This window comes from Paenarthrobacter histidinolovorans, from assembly GCF_014647595.1.
In the GTDB taxonomy this organism is placed as follows: Bacteria; Actinomycetota; Actinomycetes; order Actinomycetales; family Micrococcaceae; genus Arthrobacter; species Arthrobacter histidinolovorans.
Map to the genome: position 1 here is coordinate 14,494 of NZ_BMPM01000006.1, position 16,579 is coordinate 31,072.

At 64.0% G+C, this 16,579-nt stretch carries 18 protein-coding genes; 7 read left to right on the forward strand and 11 right to left on the reverse strand.

Features of this window, described 5'->3' with window-relative positions:
• The first annotated feature begins 92 nt into the window (after positions 1-92).
• Positions 93-902, forward strand: a complete 810-nt coding sequence (locus tag IEY62_RS14435) for a carbon-nitrogen hydrolase family protein (protein ID WP_189019030.1) — start codon at positions 93-95, stop codon at positions 900-902.
• A 214-nt stretch (positions 903-1,116) separates the two neighbouring features.
• Here the strand turns inward: IEY62_RS14435 and rlmB are convergent, their stop codons facing one another.
• The 6 genes from rlmB to IEY62_RS14465 all read right to left on the reverse strand — a co-directional run bounded on the left by rlmB (position 1,117) and on the right by IEY62_RS14465 (position 5,930).
• Complete coding sequence (rlmB, locus tag IEY62_RS14440) at positions 1,117-2,106, reverse strand: 23S rRNA (guanosine(2251)-2'-O)-methyltransferase RlmB (RefSeq protein WP_018777891.1); 990 nt, start codon at positions 2,104-2,106, stop codon at positions 1,117-1,119.
• An 80-nt stretch (positions 2,107-2,186) separates the two neighbouring features.
• Positions 2,187-3,653, reverse strand: a complete 1,467-nt coding sequence (gene cysS, locus IEY62_RS14445) for a cysteine--tRNA ligase (protein ID WP_189019032.1) — start codon at positions 3,651-3,653, stop codon at positions 2,187-2,189.
• 35 nt (positions 3,654-3,688) lie between these two features.
• Positions 3,689-4,045 (reverse strand): hypothetical protein, encoded by a 357-nt coding sequence (locus IEY62_RS14450; protein ID WP_189019034.1) that lies wholly within the window; start codon positions 4,043-4,045, stop codon positions 3,689-3,691.
• Positions 4,038-4,565, reverse strand: coding sequence for a 2-C-methyl-D-erythritol 2,4-cyclodiphosphate synthase (gene ispF, locus IEY62_RS14455; protein ID WP_189019495.1), 528 nt, complete (start codon positions 4,563-4,565; stop codon positions 4,038-4,040). The genes IEY62_RS14450 and ispF overlap by 8 nt, the downstream gene beginning before the upstream one ends.
• A gap of 14 nt (positions 4,566-4,579) precedes the next feature.
• The gene (gene ispD, locus IEY62_RS14460; RefSeq protein ID WP_189019036.1) at positions 4,580-5,362 is read right to left on the reverse strand and encodes a 2-C-methyl-D-erythritol 4-phosphate cytidylyltransferase; all 783 of its coding nucleotides are present in this window, start codon (positions 5,360-5,362) and stop codon (positions 4,580-4,582) included.
• An 85-nt stretch (positions 5,363-5,447) separates the two neighbouring features.
• On the reverse strand, positions 5,448-5,930 hold the full coding sequence (locus tag IEY62_RS14465; protein ID WP_011690592.1) for a CarD family transcriptional regulator: 483 nt from the start codon (positions 5,928-5,930) through the stop codon (positions 5,448-5,450).
• A gap of 291 nt (positions 5,931-6,221) precedes the next feature.
• Here IEY62_RS14465 and IEY62_RS14470 point away from each other — a divergent pair, with 291 nt between their 5' ends.
• Positions 6,222-6,800, forward strand: a complete 579-nt coding sequence (locus IEY62_RS14470; RefSeq protein WP_189019497.1) for a hypothetical protein — start codon at positions 6,222-6,224, stop codon at positions 6,798-6,800.
• Positions 6,801-6,897: 97 nt separating this feature from the next.
• Here IEY62_RS14470 and IEY62_RS14475 read toward each other — a convergent pair whose 3' ends face one another.
• Entirely contained in the window at positions 6,898-7,578 is a 681-nt protein-coding gene (locus IEY62_RS14475) for a response regulator transcription factor (protein ID WP_020608526.1), read from the reverse strand.
• The gene (locus IEY62_RS14480) at positions 7,575-8,858 is read right to left on the reverse strand and encodes a sensor histidine kinase (protein WP_229785362.1); all 1,284 of its coding nucleotides are present in this window, start codon (positions 8,856-8,858) and stop codon (positions 7,575-7,577) included. Before IEY62_RS14480 ends, IEY62_RS14475 begins: the two co-directional genes overlap by 4 nt.
• A gap of 199 nt (positions 8,859-9,057) precedes the next feature.
• On the opposite strand from IEY62_RS14480, the gene phoU reads away from it, so the two are divergent.
• Complete coding sequence (gene phoU / locus IEY62_RS14485) at positions 9,058-9,711, forward strand: phosphate signaling complex protein PhoU (protein ID WP_189019038.1); 654 nt, start codon at positions 9,058-9,060, stop codon at positions 9,709-9,711.
• 61 nt (positions 9,712-9,772) lie between these two features.
• Here phoU and IEY62_RS14490 read toward each other — a convergent pair whose 3' ends face one another.
• Positions 9,773-10,519: a phosphoglyceromutase gene (locus tag IEY62_RS14490; protein WP_189019040.1), complete on the reverse strand. Its 747-nt coding sequence runs from the start codon at positions 10,517-10,519 to the stop codon at positions 9,773-9,775.
• 61 nt (positions 10,520-10,580) lie between these two features.
• Between IEY62_RS14490 and IEY62_RS14495 the strand changes: the two genes are divergently transcribed.
• Entirely contained in the window at positions 10,581-11,420 is an 840-nt protein-coding gene (locus IEY62_RS14495) for a class I SAM-dependent methyltransferase (RefSeq protein WP_189019043.1), read from the forward strand.
• Positions 11,421-11,494: 74 nt separating this feature from the next.
• Here the strand turns inward: IEY62_RS14495 and IEY62_RS14500 are convergent, their stop codons facing one another.
• The gene (locus tag IEY62_RS14500) at positions 11,495-11,836 is read right to left on the reverse strand and encodes a DUF2516 family protein (protein WP_189019044.1); all 342 of its coding nucleotides are present in this window, start codon (positions 11,834-11,836) and stop codon (positions 11,495-11,497) included.
• A gap of 10 nt (positions 11,837-11,846) precedes the next feature.
• Entirely contained in the window at positions 11,847-13,031 is a 1,185-nt protein-coding gene (locus IEY62_RS14505) for a trans-sulfuration enzyme family protein (RefSeq protein ID WP_189019046.1), read from the reverse strand.
• A gap of 83 nt (positions 13,032-13,114) precedes the next feature.
• On the opposite strand from IEY62_RS14505, the gene tmk reads away from it, so the two are divergent.
• From tmk to IEY62_RS14520, 3 genes are read left to right on the forward strand one after another with little or no spacing between them, the layout of a single operon-like run.
• Positions 13,115-13,774 carry a dTMP kinase gene (gene tmk / locus IEY62_RS14510; protein WP_189019048.1) on the forward strand — a complete coding sequence of 220 codons (660 nt, stop codon included), beginning with the start codon at positions 13,115-13,117 and terminating at the stop codon, positions 13,772-13,774.
• Entirely contained in the window at positions 13,771-14,922 is a 1,152-nt protein-coding gene (locus tag IEY62_RS14515; protein WP_189019050.1) for a DNA polymerase III subunit delta', read from the forward strand. Before tmk ends, IEY62_RS14515 begins: the two co-directional genes overlap by 4 nt.
• A gap of 8 nt (positions 14,923-14,930) precedes the next feature.
• Positions 14,931-16,568, forward strand: coding sequence for an alpha/beta hydrolase (locus IEY62_RS14520; RefSeq protein ID WP_189019052.1), 1,638 nt, complete (start codon positions 14,931-14,933; stop codon positions 16,566-16,568).
• The last annotated feature ends 11 nt before the right edge of the window (positions 16,569-16,579 follow it).

The following is a 16,579-nucleotide window of genomic DNA, read 5'->3' on the forward strand; positions in this document are numbered from 1 at the left end:
ATGTGCAGTGCCCACGGCACATATGACGACGTTCAGGGCAGCGATTTTGTGTTCCTTGGCATACTGGGAGACAGAGAAGTGGAGGTTCTACTGTGCGCGTGGCACTTGCCCAAGTCATCTCAGGCCGCGACCTGGCCGAAAATCTGCGGCTCCTGGAGGAGTACGCCCACCGGGCCAAAGACGGTGGCGCCGAGCTGGTGGTCTTCCCCGAAGCGATGATGCGCGCGTTCGGCAATTCGCTGGTGGACATCGCCGAACCGTTGGACGGTCCATGGGCCAGCCGTGTACGTGCCCTCGCTGAGGAACTGCAGCTGGTCATCGTGGCGGGCATGTTCACGCCCGGTGCGGCTGCGGAGTCCGGGGCACCGCGTGTGCGCAACACCCTTCTCGCCACCGGGCCCGGCGTCGAAACCAGCTACGACAAGATCCACCTTTTTGATGCGTTCGGCTTCGCTGAATCGGACACCGTTGAGGCCGGTACAGAACCTGTCACGTTCGACGCCGGCGGACTCACCTTCGGTTTGGCCACCTGCTACGACATCCGCTTCCCCGCCCTGTTCACCGCCAACGCCCAGCGCGGTGCCGTGGTGAACATCGTTTCGGCGTCCTGGGGAGCCGGTCCGGGGAAGGCCGATCAATGGCAGCTCCTGGCCCGTGCCCGCGCCGTGGACACCACCACATTCGTCCTCGCCTGCGGACAAGGCGATCCGGCCACCCAGGGCGTTGAAGCGAAAGGTGCTGCACCCACGGGAGTCGGGTACTCCGCCGTCGTGTCCCCCTTCGGCCAGGTCCTGGAGGGCCTCGAAGGTGAGCCGGGCTTGATCTTCGCCGACCTCGACGCCGCAGTGGTGGCCGAAGCCCGGCAGAAACTCCCCGTGCTGGCCAACCGCCGCGACTTCTGACGGACGCCACTCAAATTCGCCGGCGCCACGCAAACGGATGGGCGCTACCCGAATATAGGTGGCGTCATCCGGTACACGTGGCCCCAAAGAAAACCGGCAGCGAAAGCATCCCGCCAAGCAAACGAAAGGCGGCGTGGCCGTCATCCGGAAGCGTGCGTCAAAGCGACGAAGGAGCAGCACGCGGAGGATGACGGCAACGCCGCCTCACCAGGGATTACTGGGCGGAGCGCTGCCTCGATACCTCGTAGAGCGAGATGCCGACGGCCATGGATGCGTTGAGCGACTCCATGGCAGAGTCAATCGGGATCGAGACGATCTGGTCGCAGTTTTCCCGCACAAGCCTGCTGAGGCCCTTGCCTTCGGAACCAACCACGATGCAGACCGGTTCCGTAGCCACGGTGAGGTCAGGCAAGGAAACGTCGCCGTCGCCGTCCAAGCCCAGGACGTAAATGCCCATGTTCTTGAACTGCTTGAGCGCGTTGTTGAGGTTCGACGCGCGGGCCACCGGCACGCGGACAGCGGCCCCGGCGCTGGTCTTCCATGCGGACGCGGTAACGCCCACGGAACGCCGCTCGGGTACGATCACGCCGTGCCCGCTGAACGCGGAGACGGAGCGGATAATGGCACCGAGGTTGCGGGGGTCGGTAATGCCGTCCAAAGCCACAAAGATGGGCGCATTGGAAATGTGCCCCTTCTTCCATTTGGCGAGGGTTTGCTCGGCGAGGTCGTAGGCGTCCTCGTATTCGTACGGCGGGATCTGCAGCACGAGTCCCTGGTGGACGGCGTCCTCGGTCATGCGGTCCAGCTCAGGCTTCCCGGTTTCCAGCAGCGGGATGCCGCGCTCGGCCGCGAGCTTGAGGGACTCTTTGACGCGGTCATCCATTTCGATCCGGATGGCTACGTGCAACGCCTTGGCAGGGATGCCGGCGCGCAGGGCCTCGACCACGGAGTTACGGCCGGTAACCAGTTCCTCGGTGGCGCGGCCCTTCGGGCCGGAGCGGGCGCCCGCACCGCCTGGACGTGCCGGTCCGCGCTTGGCGGCCGAGCGCTCAGCGAGCTGCTTGTTCTTGTACGCCTTGTGGTAGGTCCGGTCCTCCGCCTTGGGCGTGGGACCCTTGCCTTCCAGGGCCTTGCGGCCATGGCCACCGGTTCCGGTGGAGGGGCCCTTCTTGTTCTTGACCGACCGGCGACCATTGTTGGCCATGAGATTCCATCCTTGATTTTGTGAGTAAGTCTGGAATCAAGTCTACTGACCCGATGCAATTCGGCCGCAGCGCAGGTTTGTCAGTCGCGTTTGAGGCTCCAGGTGGCGCCGTCCGCACCATCTTCGACGACGACGCCGGCAGCGGCGAGTGTGTCGCGGATCGCGTCGGAGGCAGCCCAGTCCCTGGCGGCCCTTGCGGCAGCACGGGCTTCGAGCTGCGCGTCCACGAGGACCTTCAGCGCCGCATGCTCCCGGCCTTGCACGGCTTCGGGCTGCTTCACAGCATCGAGCCCCAGCACCTCGGTCATGGACAGCACGCTGTAGAGGGCTGCCTTGGCAGCGTCCAGATCACCGGATGCGAGGGCTGTGTTGCCCGCGCGGACGGTTTCGTGCAGCACGCCGAGGGCCTGCGGAACGTTGAGGTCGTCGTCCATGGCAGCAGTAAACGCCGCCGGCATGTTGGCCTGGGGCGCCACGTCCGCGCCGGACCTGCCGGGGACTTTGGCTGATGCTTTTGAAATGAACCCGTCAATACGTTCGACGGCGGCCGCGGCCTCCTGCAGCGACGTGGGACGGTAGTCGAGCACGGAGCGGTAGTGGGCCTGGCCGAGGTAATAGCGGACCACGCGGGGTGAGGCGAGGTCGAGCATCTCGGCGGGGCTCACGGTGTTTCCGATGGACTTGGACATTTTTTCGCCCTCGTACGTGACCATGCCGTTGTGCATCCAGAAGTTGGCGAATTCGTCGCCGGCGGCCTGCGATTGGGCCATCTCGTTCTCGTGGTGCGGGAATCGGAGGTCCAGTCCCCCGCCGTGGATGTCAAAGCGCGCGCCAAGGTATTTGGTGACCATAGCGGAGCACTCGAGGTGCCAGCCGGGACGACCTGCACCCCAGGGTGATGCCCAACTCGCGGACTCCGGTTCGCCTTCCTTGTAGCCCTTCCACAGCGCGAAGTCGCGGGGGTCGCGCTTCCTGCTGACGAACTGGGCTTCGACGTCGGGCGCACCCTGCATGTCGTCGATGTTCTGCCGTGTCAGGGAGCCGTATTTGCTCCACGAGCGCACGTCGAAGTAGACATCGCCCGAATTGTCCGGCGCGGGGTAGGCGTGGCCGCGGTCGATGAGACGCTGGATGAGGGCGTGCATTTCCGGGATGTGCCCGGTGGCACGCGGCTCGTAGGTGGGGCTCTGGACGCCAAGGGATTCGTAGGCGTTCTCAAATTCCTGCTCGTAGCGGTAGGCCAGGGCCCACCATTCTTCGTTCTGCCGCGCGGAGGGTTCGGCGTCCCAGTCGGGTCCGAACGATTGGGCGGACTTGGCCAGGATCTTGTCGTCAATGTCCGTGACGTTGCGCACCACAGTGACGCGGAGGCCGCGGAATTCGAGCCAGCGGGTCAGCTGATCGAAGGCAATCGCGGACCTCACGTGGCCCACGTGGGGCATTCCCTGAACGGTGGCCCCGCAGTAGTACACGCTGGCCTTGCCGTCTTCGAGGGGAACGAAGTCGCGGACTTCGGCGGAAGCGGTGTCATAAAAGCGCAGGGTCACCGCTCCAGATTAGCCGATGACGCGGCGTGACCTGCCTACTTGCAGTATTCGCCGATCTTATTGAACTGGACCTTGAGTTTTTCCTGCTGCTCCTGTGTGGCTGCACCCAGCGACGACGCAGCAGCCTTGTCCATGATCGCGGCCATTTCTTTGATGGGATCGCCGATTTCCGGGGCCACCTTCTCCGCGATCCCGTGATAGTGCTCCGCAAGCTGCTTCGACTGCTGTTGCTGGTTCCCGTCCGGTTTGAAGGCATCGTTGTTGAGGAAATCGCAACTGGCTTTCACGTCCATCTTCGGTGTCCCGGCACAACCGCCCAGAAGGAGGGCGGCCGCCAGGGCGGCGGGCAACACCACGGCGGAACGCACGACGCCGGCACGTGGCTTACGCATGGGGCGCACCTTTCGCTGGACCCGGGTGGGAGGAAGCTGCAACCGGGTAGACCAAGGCAGTGGCCACAGCCGAAATGCCCTCTCCACGTCCGGTGAAGCCCAATCCATCGCTGGTGGTTGCCGTGACGGTGACGGGAGCATTTGCTGCCTCGGAGAGAACGCGTTGGGACTCTTCCCGACGAGGTGCGAACTTGGGACGGTTCGCCACGAATTGAACGGCAACGTTGCCGATCTCGAAGCCTGCAGCACGGACGATCCTTGCGGCCTCACCGAGGAGTTTCACGCCTGACGCGCCGGCGTACTCAGGGCGGTCCGTACCGAAGTGGGTGCCGAGATCCCCGATACCGCACGCGGAGAAGAGCGCATCAGCGGCCGCATGGGCGACGCAATCGCCGTCGGAATGGCCGGAGAGTCCTTGTTCGCCTTCCCAGAAGAGGCCACCCAACCAAAGCGGCTGCGGGTCGTCTTCGGGCGCGAATGCATGGACGTCCATCCCGATGCCGGTCCTCGGCAGGATCATGTTTTCCAGGGCCACTATCCTTCCACCCAACGAATCCCCAGGGGACCCTCAAGGAGGCCCTCGGCGATGATGAGGTCCAGCGGCGTAGTGATCTTGAGGGATTGGCTTGCCCCGCGGACAGCGTGGACGGGAACACCGAGGAGTTCCACCAGCATGGCGTCGTCGGTCACGGCCGCAGCTTGCTTGTCATCAAAGAGCCCGGCAGCCTGGTGTGCCCGGCGCAGGGTGGCCAGCTCGAAACCCTGGGGGGTCTGGACAGCGCGGAGCTGTTCGCGGGGTGCTGTGCCGGTGACGACCTCGGGGGCTATGGAGGCGTCCGGACCATCCGTTTCTGCGACGGTCTTGATGGTGTCCACCACGGGCATTGCGGGAATGACCGCCTTGGCTCCGGATGACAACGCATCGGCAACGCGCTGGAAGACCCGTTCAGGGGTGAGCGCTCTGGCGGCGTCGTGAACGAGGACGAATTCCGTGCCGTCTTCCAAAGCAGCCAAGGCGGCGCGGACGGAATCCGCGCGGGATGACCCGCCGTCGACGACTGTGACCTCAGGGCCACCATCCACCAAGTCAACTGTGAAATCGGCGATCAATTCGCGCAGGGTGGTGTCTCCCCTGGGCACGGCTACGCAGATCTGGCGTGCGACGTCGGACGCAACAACTCCGCGCAGGGCGTGCATCAGGATGGTCTCGCCGCCCAGCGGTACCTGGGCTTTGGGCATGCCGTAGCCGAGTCGCTCACCGGAGCCGGCGGCAACCACGATCACGGCCGTGACGGCGCGCTTGGAAGGAATACTCATGGTCACCAGAGTACTGCGGGCCATCAGGAGCGATTTATGGCAAAAAGAAACCCGGCGGCGCTTTCGCACCACCGGGGCTCAATTCTTAGGAAGCCAAGACCTCGTCAAGAACGCTTGCAGCCTTCTCTTCGTCCGTCTTCTCAGCCAGGGCCAGTTCTGAAATCAGAATCTGCCGTGCCTTGGCCAGCATTCGCTTTTCGCCTGCCGAAAGGCCGCGATCGTGATCGCGGCGCCAAAGATCGCGAACGACCTCTGCCACCTTGATGACATCGCCGGAAGCAAGCTTCTCCAGGTTCGCCTTGTAACGACGTGACCAGTTGGTAGGCTCTTCAGTGAACTCGGCGCGGAGAACGTCAAAAACGTGCTCCAAGCCTTCTTTGCCCACTACGTCCCGGACCCCAACAAGGTCAACGTTCTCTGCTGGAACTTCAATGGTCAGATCACCCTGAGCCACCTTGAGCTTGAGATACATCTTCTCTTCGCCCTTGATGGTGCGCATCTTGATTTCCTCAATTTTTGCTGCACCGTGGTGAGGGTAAACTACTGTCTCGCCGACCTCAAAAACCATGTGGACTTTCCCCTTTCCCGCAGATTAGTCTATCACGATTAAGGCATACGACTGGCACCCAAAGGCCTCCTCACCCGCGCCAATACAGGGAAACAGGCCCCAAACGGGTTCATCCAACCTCTTGACGTATTCGCCAAAAGATGCATCGGGCGTCCTGCGTGAGCGGCCGGACTTCTCCCGGCGCTCCGCCACAAAGCCCTCCCGAATCCTTGTTTTGGACCGTTTGCCGATAGGCTATGGCTGAAAAAGTTTCCAATGACTCTAGGAGTAGGTGTCGTGCGCATTTCTGCGATGAACACTGTCCAGCGCGGCAAGCTGGCAATTGCGGCCGCTGCAATCGGCGTCGGCCTTCTGTCCGTCACCGGCTGCGGCTTCGTCAACGCCCAGCAGACTTCGCACCAGTATTCGGCTTCGGACGGGGTCAAGGCCGACCTCGGCAAGCTGCAGCTGCGCAACATGCTGATTGTTGCTTCCGGCGAAAACCAGCCCGGCCGCGTCATCGGTGCGGTCTTCAACCAGTCGAACTCCGACGCCACGTTGTCGATCAGCGGCGCCAACGGCTCCCAGACCGAGGTCCCGGTCAAGGCCATGTCCGAGACGTACCTCAACGACTCCGCCGACCCCGCCATCCTCAGCAGCGCTGGAGTCATTCCCGGTGGACTGACTCCCGTGACGATCCGCAGCGGTTCCGACTCCGCCACGATCAACGTCCCTGTGGTTGACGGCACGCTCCCCGAGTACGCCAAGTACCTCCCGAGCCCCAGCCCTTCGGCCAGCCCGAGCGGTTCGGCTACTCCTGGCGCCACGGGTACCGAGACCAGCCCGGCAACCCCGTCTGCTACCTCCACGAGCTCCGCAGCCGGCCACTAGGACCAGCGAGTTCCCCTGGACACATAAAGGAAGGGTCCCGCCGCGGCGGGACCCTTCCTTTCGTTGTGCGTACTTTTCGTTGTGGGTACTTTGCGCTTTACGGCTCGAACTTGTAGCCGAGGCCTCGCACGGTTACCAGGTAGCGCGGCGCTGATGGGTCAGGCTCGATCTTGCTGCGCAGGCGCTTCACGTGGACATCCAGGGTCTTGGTATCCCCCACGTAGTCCGAGCCCCACACGCGGTCGATAAGCTGTCCACGCGTCAGGACCCGGCCTGAGTTCCGCAGCAGCATTTCGAGCAGCTCAAATTCCTTCAACGGCAGGGAAACCTGTTCGCCGTTGACACTGACCACGTGGCGTTCAATGTCCATCCGGACAGGACCGGCCTGCACCGTAGACGTGATGAGTTCCTCGGGCTCCCCCTGCCGGCGGAGAACCGCGCGGACACGGGCCACCAACTCACGGGAGGAATACGGCTTGGTGACGTAGTCGTCAGCACCGAGTTCCAGCCCCACAACCTTGTCGATCTCCGAGTCCTTGGCTGTCAGCATGATCACCGGGACACTGGAGCGTTGGCGCAGCTGGCGGCACACCTCTGTTCCCGGCGTCCCAGGCAACTGCAGGTCGAGGAGGACGAGGTCGGCACCGTTCCGGTCGAACTCCACCAGGGCATCGCTGCCGTTGTCCACTACCTCGACATCGAACCCCTCTTTGCCCAAAAGATAGGACAGAGGGTCGCTGAAGGACTCTTCGTCCTCCACTATCAAAATCCGGCTCAAGCGCTGGCTCCTTGTTCTCGGGCGCCAGTGGCGCCCCCTTGGTGGTTCACGTGTTGGGGTTGCTGGGTAGCGTTTACCGGGTCGACGGCGGCCGCGGCCGTCGCGAGCCCCGGCGGGACCGCCGTCGTGGCAGCCGAAGGCGGGAGGCCGGCGTCGTCGTCCTGGCCTTCCATCTCGGGCAGGCGGATGGTGAAGGTGGAACCCTGGCCGGGCTGCGACCAGACGGTCACTTCGCCACCGTGGTTGGAGACAACGTGCTTGACGATGCTGAGGCCAAGGCCGGTGCCGCCGGTGTGCCGCGACCGTGCGGCATCAACGCGGTAGAAGCGCTCAAACACCCGTTCCTGGTCCTCGGGCGTCAGCCCTTCGCCCTGATCCGTGACGGAGACGGCAACCACGCCTTCCCTGGTCCGGACACCCACGCCCACGCGGGTGTTTTCGGGCGAGTAGCGGATGGCGTTGTCGATCAGGTTGCGCAGGGCAGTGACCAGGAGGTCGCGGTCGCCGAACACCAGGGAATCCGAGTGTCCGCCCACCATGATCTGGATGTTCTTGCTCTCAGCCGGAAGCTGGGAACGGTCCACGGCCTCGGTGATCACCGTGTTGATGTCCACCGCATGGCCCTGCTGGGCGACATTGGCGCCCTGGAGCCGTGACAGTTCGATGATGTCCTGGACCAGCGCCGCCAGCCGGCCGGACTCCTTGTGCATGCGTTTAGCGAAGCGGCGCACAGCTTCTTCGTCATCCGGCGATGCTTCCAGGGCCTCGGCCAGGAGGGAGATCGCCCCAACCGGGGTTTTGAGTTCGTGGGACACATTGGCCACGAAGTCGTTGCGGATCTCCTCGGTGCGGGTGATCTCGGTCCGGTCATCGGCCAGAAGAACGATATATTCCCAGCCGAGCATGGCTGCCCGGACCTGCACCACAATGGTGCCTTTGCCGAGGGGACCGCGCGGGAGTTCGTATTGTTCCTCCAGGATCACGCCGTCGCGGCGGACCTTCGCGGTCATATCCAGGAGCTGCTTGTGCACTACCGTGTGCCCGCGGACCAGCCCGTAGGCGTAGGCGGCGGGGCTGGCACGGACCACACCATCGATTGCGTCCACCACCACGAATGCACGCCCGACGACGGCAAGGACTTCCGCTGCTCCCTCAGGGAGGAGGGGCTCGGCGACGTCCAGGTCCACGATGCTGCGCTGCCGTTCGCTGATCCTGAAAGCGAGCATGCCAAAGACGCCCAGCGACAAGCCAACGAGGCCTGCAATGACACCTATGAGCAACGGATCCACGTGTCCAGCTTATGCTGTGGAATCAGGGCCGGGCATTGATCCGGCGCCAAACGCCGACGGTTCAACTAACGTTCATCTAAAGGTGCCAAACAGTTCACGGGGCCCTGACACAGTTACTGGTTGGACTGCCAATGTTTTTGAAGTCCTTACCCTTCGCAGGGCCGAGGATTTCCAAGGAAAGGACGCCTTAGTGCGCAAGGTTTTTCAGGAGGAGCTCACCCAGGTAGGTGACGACCTCATCGAGATCTCCAAGCTGGTTCACGAAGCTATCACGAAGGCCACGACGTCCTTCGAAGGCGCCGACGTGGATCTTGCACAGGATGTCATTGCGGCAGACGCCAGGATCGATTTCCTGCAGAACAGCCTGGACGAGCGCGCCATCGACATCCTGGCATTGCAGGGTCCCGTGGCCAGCGACCTCCGCATGATCGTGGGTTCGCTCCGTATGAGCGCTTCCCTGGAACGCATGGGCGACCTCGCCCGCCACGTGGCCCAGCTGGCGCGCCTGCGCTACCCGGCAACCGTGATTCCTGCTTCGCTGACCCAGACCTTCAAGGCCATGGCCCAGCACGACATCGACATCACCGCGAAGGTCATCGAGCTCCTGGAGACCCGCGATCTTGAGGTTGCCCGTGACATCCTCAAGATCAACATCGCCGTGGACGACCTCCACCTCAGCGTCTTCAAGGCCATCGCCTCACCCGAGTGGAGCGAAAACCCGGCCACCACCGTGGATGTTGCCCTGGCCAGCCGCTACTTCGAGCGCTTCGCCGACCACGGCGTCTCGGTTGCCCGCAAGGTCACCTACCTGGTGACGGGCGAATGGCAGCCTGAAGGCTTCTAGCCCCACAGCATTAACGACGACGGCGGCCGGTCACCTGAGGTGACCGGCCGCCGTCGTTTGCTTACTTTTTGCCCTGGTTCGCTACCGCGAGGATGGCCTCAGCAGCTGCGTCGGGATCCAGGTAGGTGCCACCGGGTTTGATGGGCTGGAAGTCCTCGTCCAGTTCGTAAACCAGCGGGATGCCCGTGGGGATGTTCAGGCCTGCGATGGCGTCGTCGCTGATGCCGTCCAGGTGCTTGACCAGGGCGCGCAGGGAATTACCGTGGGCGGTGACCAGAACGGTCTTGCCGGCTTTGAGGTCTTCCTTGATGTCCGACTCCCAGTAAGGGAGCAGACGGACCAGGACGTCCTTGAGGCACTCGGTGCGCGGCAGGGCGTCGCCCAGGTCCTTGTAACGGACATCGTGCGCCTGGGAGAACTCGCTGTCGTCGGACAGGGCCGGCGGCGGGGTGTCGTAGCTGCGGCGCCATTCCATGAACTGCTCTTCGCCGAACTCGGCAAGGGTCTGGGCCTTGTCCTTGCCCTGTAACGCGCCGTAGTGGCGTTCGTTGAGGCGCCAGTCGCGCTTGACGGGGATCCAGCCGCGGTCCGCCTTGTCCAAAGCCATGTTGGCCGTGTTGATGGCGCGCTTCAGGAGGGAGGTGTAGAGGATGTCCGGGAGGATGTTGTTCTCTACCAGGAGCTCCCCGCCGCGTACTGCTTCTTTGCGGCCTTGGTCGTTCAGGTCAACGTCCACCCAACCGGTGAACAGGTTCTTGGCGTTCCATTCGCTGTGGCCATGGCGCAGCAGAATCAGCTTGTAAGTCATGGTTTTCATCCTAGCCGAGGGCTCCGGTGCCTCGCCCCGCGTTGCAGGATAAAGTGGGGCCGTGGTGCAAAAGGCGGAACGGGTGGGCTCTCCCCGCAGTCGGGGCGGCAACCCGCTACGCAAACCGATCGGCAATATTACCCGTGGCACCACCAACCCCAACCGGATGCGGCGGCTGGACCGCTGGCTGGCCGGCCCCCAGGCCTGGAGGCTGCGCACCGCCGTCGAGCCTTTGGTAGTGGACCTTGGGTATGGCGCCTCGCCGGCCACCGCCGTTGAACTTTTCGAACGGCTGCAGGCCGTCCGCCCGGACGTACAGGTCCGCGGAATCGAGATTGAGCCGGAGCGTGTCCGCACCGCCAAGGCGTTGGAAAGGCCAGGGCTGAGCTTCTCGGTGGGCGGCTTCGAGGTACCGGTCCCGGGCAATCCCGTACTGGTCCGGGCATTCAATGTGCTCCGTCAGTATGAGGAGCAGGACGTGCCCGCAATCTGGTCCCTGGTGCAGTCCCGGCTGGCGCCGAACGGACTCTTCATTGACGGCACCTGCGACGAAATAGGCCGGCGCGTCACGTGGGTGGCCCTGGATCCGGAACGTCCGCTGAGCCTGAGTTTTTCTGTCCGGTTCGGAAGTTTCGAGCTGCCGTCCGAGGTTGCCGAGCGGCTGCCCAAGGCACTCATTCACCGCAATGTGCCGGGAGAGCCGATCCACGCGTTCCTGCAGGCAATGGACAAGGCCTGGCTGGAGGCGGCGCCGTTGGCGTCGTTCGGCAACAGGCAGCGCTGGACAGGAATGTGCCGTTCACTGCGCGACGCCGGGTGGCCGCTTCAGGATGGACCCTCGCGGTGGCGTCTTGGTGAAGTGACGGTGGCGTGGGACGCTGTAGCGCCCGGACACCGCTGATAACGCGGCGGCGGGGTCTACCAGGGTCTGTACGGTTTACCCGGGTCCTTAGCGTTTACCAGGGTCCGTACGGTTTACCAGGGTCCGTACGGGCCGACGTTGCGGTTTCCGCCGCTGCCAGCCTCGCGTACTGCCGGACGGACATCGGCGAGGTAGACGCAGGACGCTGTGACTGCAGCGATGCCGAAAAGGCCAAGGCTGCCGCCGCCGGTAAGCAGGGTCAGGCCACCAATCAGCAGTGCCACGCCGGTGAGGGCCAGCCAGAAAGTCTTGGTCCGCTTGGAAGCGGCCACAAACAGGGTGGGCCGGTGGCGCAGGCAATCAACGAAAGCCCACAGTTCCAAGGCAAGGGCCACCAGCCCCAGGATGAGATAGACCCCGGCGGTGACGTACGCGATCAAGATTTTTCCGTCCACGTCCTCCAGCCTAGCTGTCCAACGCCTTCAGTGCTTGCTCAAGGTCGGACCAGAGGTCTTCCACGTTCTCAATTCCGACGCTCAAGCGGACCAGGTTCTCCGGAACGCTGAGCGGCTCGGCCGTGTGCCGGCGTCGTCGTTCAATCAGCGACTCAACCCCGCCCAGTGATGTTGCCGGGAGCCAGAGCTGCAACGCGCGGACCAGTTCGTCCGCGGCTTCGGCGCCGCTGCGCTGGTTGTCCCCTGCAATCTGGATGCACAGGATGGAACCGAAGCCCTTCATCTGCTGCTTCGCCCGCTCGTGGCCGGGGTCCTTGGGGAGGCCAGGGAACCGGATGGCTTCCACTCGTGGGTGGGTGCTGAGCCTTTCGGCGAGCGTGGCCGCGGAGGCCTGCGAGCGCTCGATCCGCAACGCCAGGGTGCGCAGGCCGCGCAGAGCCAGCCACGCCTCGAACGGCCCGGCGATACCGCCGTGGATGATGCGGTGGTGAAGAAGCGTGGCACGCAGCTCCGGGTTGGAGGTCACCAAAGCCCCGAGGACGACGTCCGAATGCCCGGACAGGTATTTGGTCACCGAGTGAAGCACGACGTCGGAGCCCAGGCTGAGGGGCTGCTGCACCAGGGGCGTGGAGAAAGTATTGTCCGTGACCACCAGAGCGCCCACGGCGTGGGCGGCGTCCGTGAGAGTGCGGATGTCAGCGATTCCAAGCATGGGGTTGGTGGGGCTTTCCAGCCAGAGCAGGTCTGCCTTTTTGCCGTCCTCGGGGCTGATCAGGGCCTTCACGGTTTCTGTGTCCGTGATGTCCACGGTGCGGAGTTCCAGGAAGCCCTTCTCCGCCAGTTCCGTGGCCATCACGAGCGAACCTGCGTAGCTGTGGGACGGCATCACCACCACTCCCCCGGCGGGAACCAAGGAGAGGGCCGAACTGACCGCGGCCAGCCCGGAAGCGTAGAGCAGTCCGGGAAGCGTGGCCCCTTCCAGTGTGGCCAACGCTTCCTCGAAGGGGTCCCAGGTGGGGTTGGCGTAGCGCCCGTAGCCCCGGTCGCCGTCGCCCAGGCTGCCTGTGCCGAAGTATGTGGAGGACAGGACGATGGGCGGATTCACCGGTTCATCGTGGGCGCGTTCAGGACGACCGGCAGCAACCACAACGGTTTCAGGCGACAATCCGGCGGCGTGCTGATCTGAAAGGCTCATGCTTTCAGCGTAGTCGCGGGCATTGCTGTGGATGAAAGGCATTACGCGCCTTTGCTGTCAGGGAAGCTCGGTAGGCTAGACGCGTGAGTATTCAGAGCACAGGTCTTTTCATCGCGTTCGAAGGCGGGGACGGAGCGGGCAAGTCCACACAGGCTGCCCGGCTCTCCGACGCCCTCGAATCCCGGGGACTTACCGTACTGCGCACCCGTGAACCGGGTGGCACCCCCATTGGCGAGAAACTGCGCTCCCTGGTGCTGGACCACGGGCACGGCACCATCGATGCCCGCACCGAAGCCCTGATGTTCGCCGCTGCCCGTGCAGCCCACGCGCACCAAGTCATCCGCCCTGCACTGGCTCAGGGAACGGTGGTCATCACGGACCGCTACGTTGATTCCTCTGTGGCTTATCAGGGTGTTGGCCGCGGCCTGGGCGCTGAAGGCGTGCTGTCCCTTAATGAATGGGCCACCGAAGGCCTCCATCCGCATCTGACGGTGTTGCTCGACGTCGATCCTGCCCACGGCCGCCAGCGACGCACCGCTGGAGACGCGGCCGAGGATCGGTTGGAATCGGAGCCCGACGAGTTCCATTCAGCCATTCGCCACGCTTTCCTGGACCTGGCCGAGGCCGCCCCCTCGAGCTACCTCGTCCTGCCCGCGGGCGAGGAGATCGAGGCATTGGCTGCCCGGATCCTGGAGCGCGTGGAGTCACTGTTGGGTGACCGAGTTTCCGGCCCACGCCTGTGAGCGTCTGGGACGATCTCCAGGGGCAGGCCCCGGTTGTCGCGCAACTGAAACAGGCGGCGCAGGGCGAGACCGGCCTCACCCATGCGTGGCTCTTCACCGGTCCCCCGGGCTCCGGCCGTTCAAATGCGGCCAAAGCATTCGCCGCTGCACTGAACTGTGAGCAGGACGATGTCACCCAGCGTGGCTGCGGGGTCTGCGCGGCTTGCCACACCATCCTCGGCGAAACCCACTCAGATGTGACCTTCGTGCGGACGGAAAAAGTCACCATCACCATCGATGAAGCCCGCGAGCTTGTTTCCAAGGCAGGAGACCGGCCGGCCACGGGCCGTTGGCGGATCATCGTGGTGGAGGACGCGGACCGCATGGCCGAGCGCACCACCAACGTGCTGTTGAAGGCCATCGAAGAACCAACCCCGCGCACCATCTGGATGCTGTGCGCCCCTTCGCCTGCGGACGTCCTGGTCACCATCCGTTCGCGCTGCCGCCCGGTGAGCCTGCGGCTTCCGCCGGCTGCCGACGTCGCTGACCTTTTGGTGAGGCGCGACGGCGTCGATCGCCAGCTTGCGGAGCGGGCGGCTCGTGCAGCCCAGAGCCACATCGGCATTGCCCGGCGTCTGGCCCGCGATGCGGATGCCCGGGAGCGTCGGCTGGAGACCGTGCGGATCCCCTTGGGCCTGCGGGGTGTGACGGCCGCTGTGATGATGGCCGAAAAGCTGGTCAAAATAGCCACGGAGGAAGCCAACAGTTCCAACGACGAACGGGACGCCGCTGAGAAGATCGCGCTGCTTGCCAGTCTTGGCGCCCCCGAGTCGGGGACTCTGCCTCCCTCCATGCGCAGCCAAGTCAAGCAGCTTGAGGATGACCAGAAGCGCCGCGCCAAACGCTCCATCACGGACTCCCTGGACCGCACCCTGACTGATCTGTTGTCCTTTTACCGGGACGTGCTGATCATCCAGTTGGGGAACGCCGTTGAACTGGTCAACGTTGAGCTGAAGGGCGAGCTGGAAGAATACGCCGGCAGGTCAACGCCCGAAACCATCCTCGCCCGGATGGATGCCATCAACAAAGCCCGGGTCCGTATCACCACCACCAACGTGGCGCCGCTGTTGGCGGTCGAGTCCATGGCAACCAGCCTCATCCAGCAATAGGAGAACGCATGACGTCCGCACCACGCCGGCCCGCCGGTAACCCTTCACGGGACCGGTCTGCCCAGCTTCCTGCGGGTGGTGCTGTCCGTCGGGGGGCTGCACGGCGTGGAATCCGCAGCCGCGGGTTCGCAGCAATGTGCGTAGCTTTGGCGTCGTTGCTGGTCCTGAGCGCCTGCACCGTGCCTTTCCTGCCGGCGCCCACGGCGAAGCCCTCCACCAGCACGGTGGATCCGTCCATCGCGGCCTCGGCTCCCAAGGGCCTGGAGAAGTTTTACTCGCAGTCCGTGGAATGGAGCTCCTGCGGGGACGGTCTTCAATGCGGCAAGGTCCGGGTCCCCATGGACTACGCGCAGCCGGGTTCGGAGGAAATCACCCTCGCCGCGATCAAGCTGCCCAGCACCGGAGACAAAAAGGGATCCATCCTGGTCAACCCCGGGGGTCCTGGAGGCTCGGGCGTGGACTTCATCAAGGATGCGGGCACCACGCACTTCACGGAGAAACTTCGGGCGAACTACGACGTCGTAGGCTTCGACCCCCGTGGCGTGAAAGACTCCGCGCCGGTCAAATGCATGACGGACGCCGAGCGTGATGCCGCCAGGGAAAAGGTATTCCGCAAGAACACCGATGAAGGCCTGGCAGCCGCCATAGCGTTCAACAAGTCCTTTGCCGAACAGTGCGCCCAGCAGACAGGCCCCGTCCTGGGACACATTGACACCGTCAGTGCGGCCAAGGACCTGGACATCCTGCGCGCAGTGGTGAACGACGCCAAGCTCAACTACCTGGGCTTTTCCTACGGTACGTTCCTTGGCTCAACCTATGCCTCCCTCTTCCCGGACAACGTGGGCCACCTGGTTCTCGACGGAGCCGTGGACCCATCCATCAGCAACGAGGAGCTGACCGCAGGCCAGGCCAAGGCCTTCGAAAAGGCAATCCACACCTACGTGGCCAGCTGCCAGAAGCAGAACCAGTGTCCGATGAGCGGGTCAGTGGAAAACGGTGTGCAGGAAATCAGGGACCTCATCAGCGCTGTGGACGAGAATCCGCAAACCGCCAAGGACGGCCGATTGGTCACCGGCAACGACTTCGTCAACGGCCTCATCCTGCCGCTCTACAACGACCAGAGCTGGCCTGCACTGACCCAGGCCCTGGACAGCGCCTTCTCCGGCGACGTTTCGCAGATGATGCGCCTCGCCGATCTTGGCGCGGACCGCGAACCAAACGGTACCTACAGCTCCAACTCCGCTTTCGCTTTCCAGGCGATCAACTGCCTGGACTACCCCATGGTCATGGACACCGCAGGCATGCGCGCGGAGGAGGCCCGGCTCATCCAGGACTCCCCCACGTTCGGCGCATTCTTTGCCTACGGCGGGGTGAACTGCAAGGACTGGCCTTACCCCAACACCCGGACACCGGCGCCCGTCAAATACAGCGGTGAAGCCCCCATCGTGGTGGTTGGCACTACCGGAGACCCCGCCACTCCCTTGGAATGGTCGCAGTCGCTGCGTAAACAGCTCGAGAACGCTTCCCTGGTGACGTGGCAAGGCGAGGGGCACACCGCCTACGGCCGCTCGAACTCGTGCGTCAGCTCCGCCGTCGACGACTACTTTGTTGACGGAAAGCTGCCGCAGGACGGCCTCACCTGCTAAATGTGCCAGCG

Coding starts and splice junctions, on each gene's coding strand:
- rlmB (WP_018777891.1), bottom strand. CDS start 2,106: ATGGCCAACAATGGTCGCCGGTCGGTCAAGAACAAGAAGGGCCCCTCC.
- IEY62_RS14470 (WP_189019497.1), top strand. CDS start 6,222: ATGAACACTGTCCAGCGCGGCAAGCTGGCAATTGCGGCCGCTGCAATC.
- ispD (WP_189019036.1), bottom strand. CDS start 5,362: ATGAGTATTCCTTCCAAGCGCGCCGTCACGGCCGTGATCGTGGTTGCC.
- IEY62_RS14490 (WP_189019040.1), bottom strand. CDS start 10,519: ATGACTTACAAGCTGATTCTGCTGCGCCATGGCCACAGCGAATGGAAC.
- IEY62_RS14520 (WP_189019052.1), top strand. CDS start 14,931: ATGACGTCCGCACCACGCCGGCCCGCCGGTAACCCTTCACGGGACCGG.
- IEY62_RS14505 (WP_189019046.1), bottom strand. CDS start 13,031: ATGAGCCTTTCAGATCAGCACGCCGCCGGATTGTCGCCTGAAACCGTT.
- ispF (WP_189019495.1), bottom strand. CDS start 4,565: ATGATCCTGCCGAGGACCGGCATCGGGATGGACGTCCATGCATTCGCG.
- IEY62_RS14450 (WP_189019034.1), bottom strand. CDS start 4,045: ATGCGTAAGCCACGTGCCGGCGTCGTGCGTTCCGCCGTGGTGTTGCCC.
- IEY62_RS14465 (WP_011690592.1), bottom strand. CDS start 5,930: ATGGTTTTTGAGGTCGGCGAGACAGTAGTTTACCCTCACCACGGTGCA.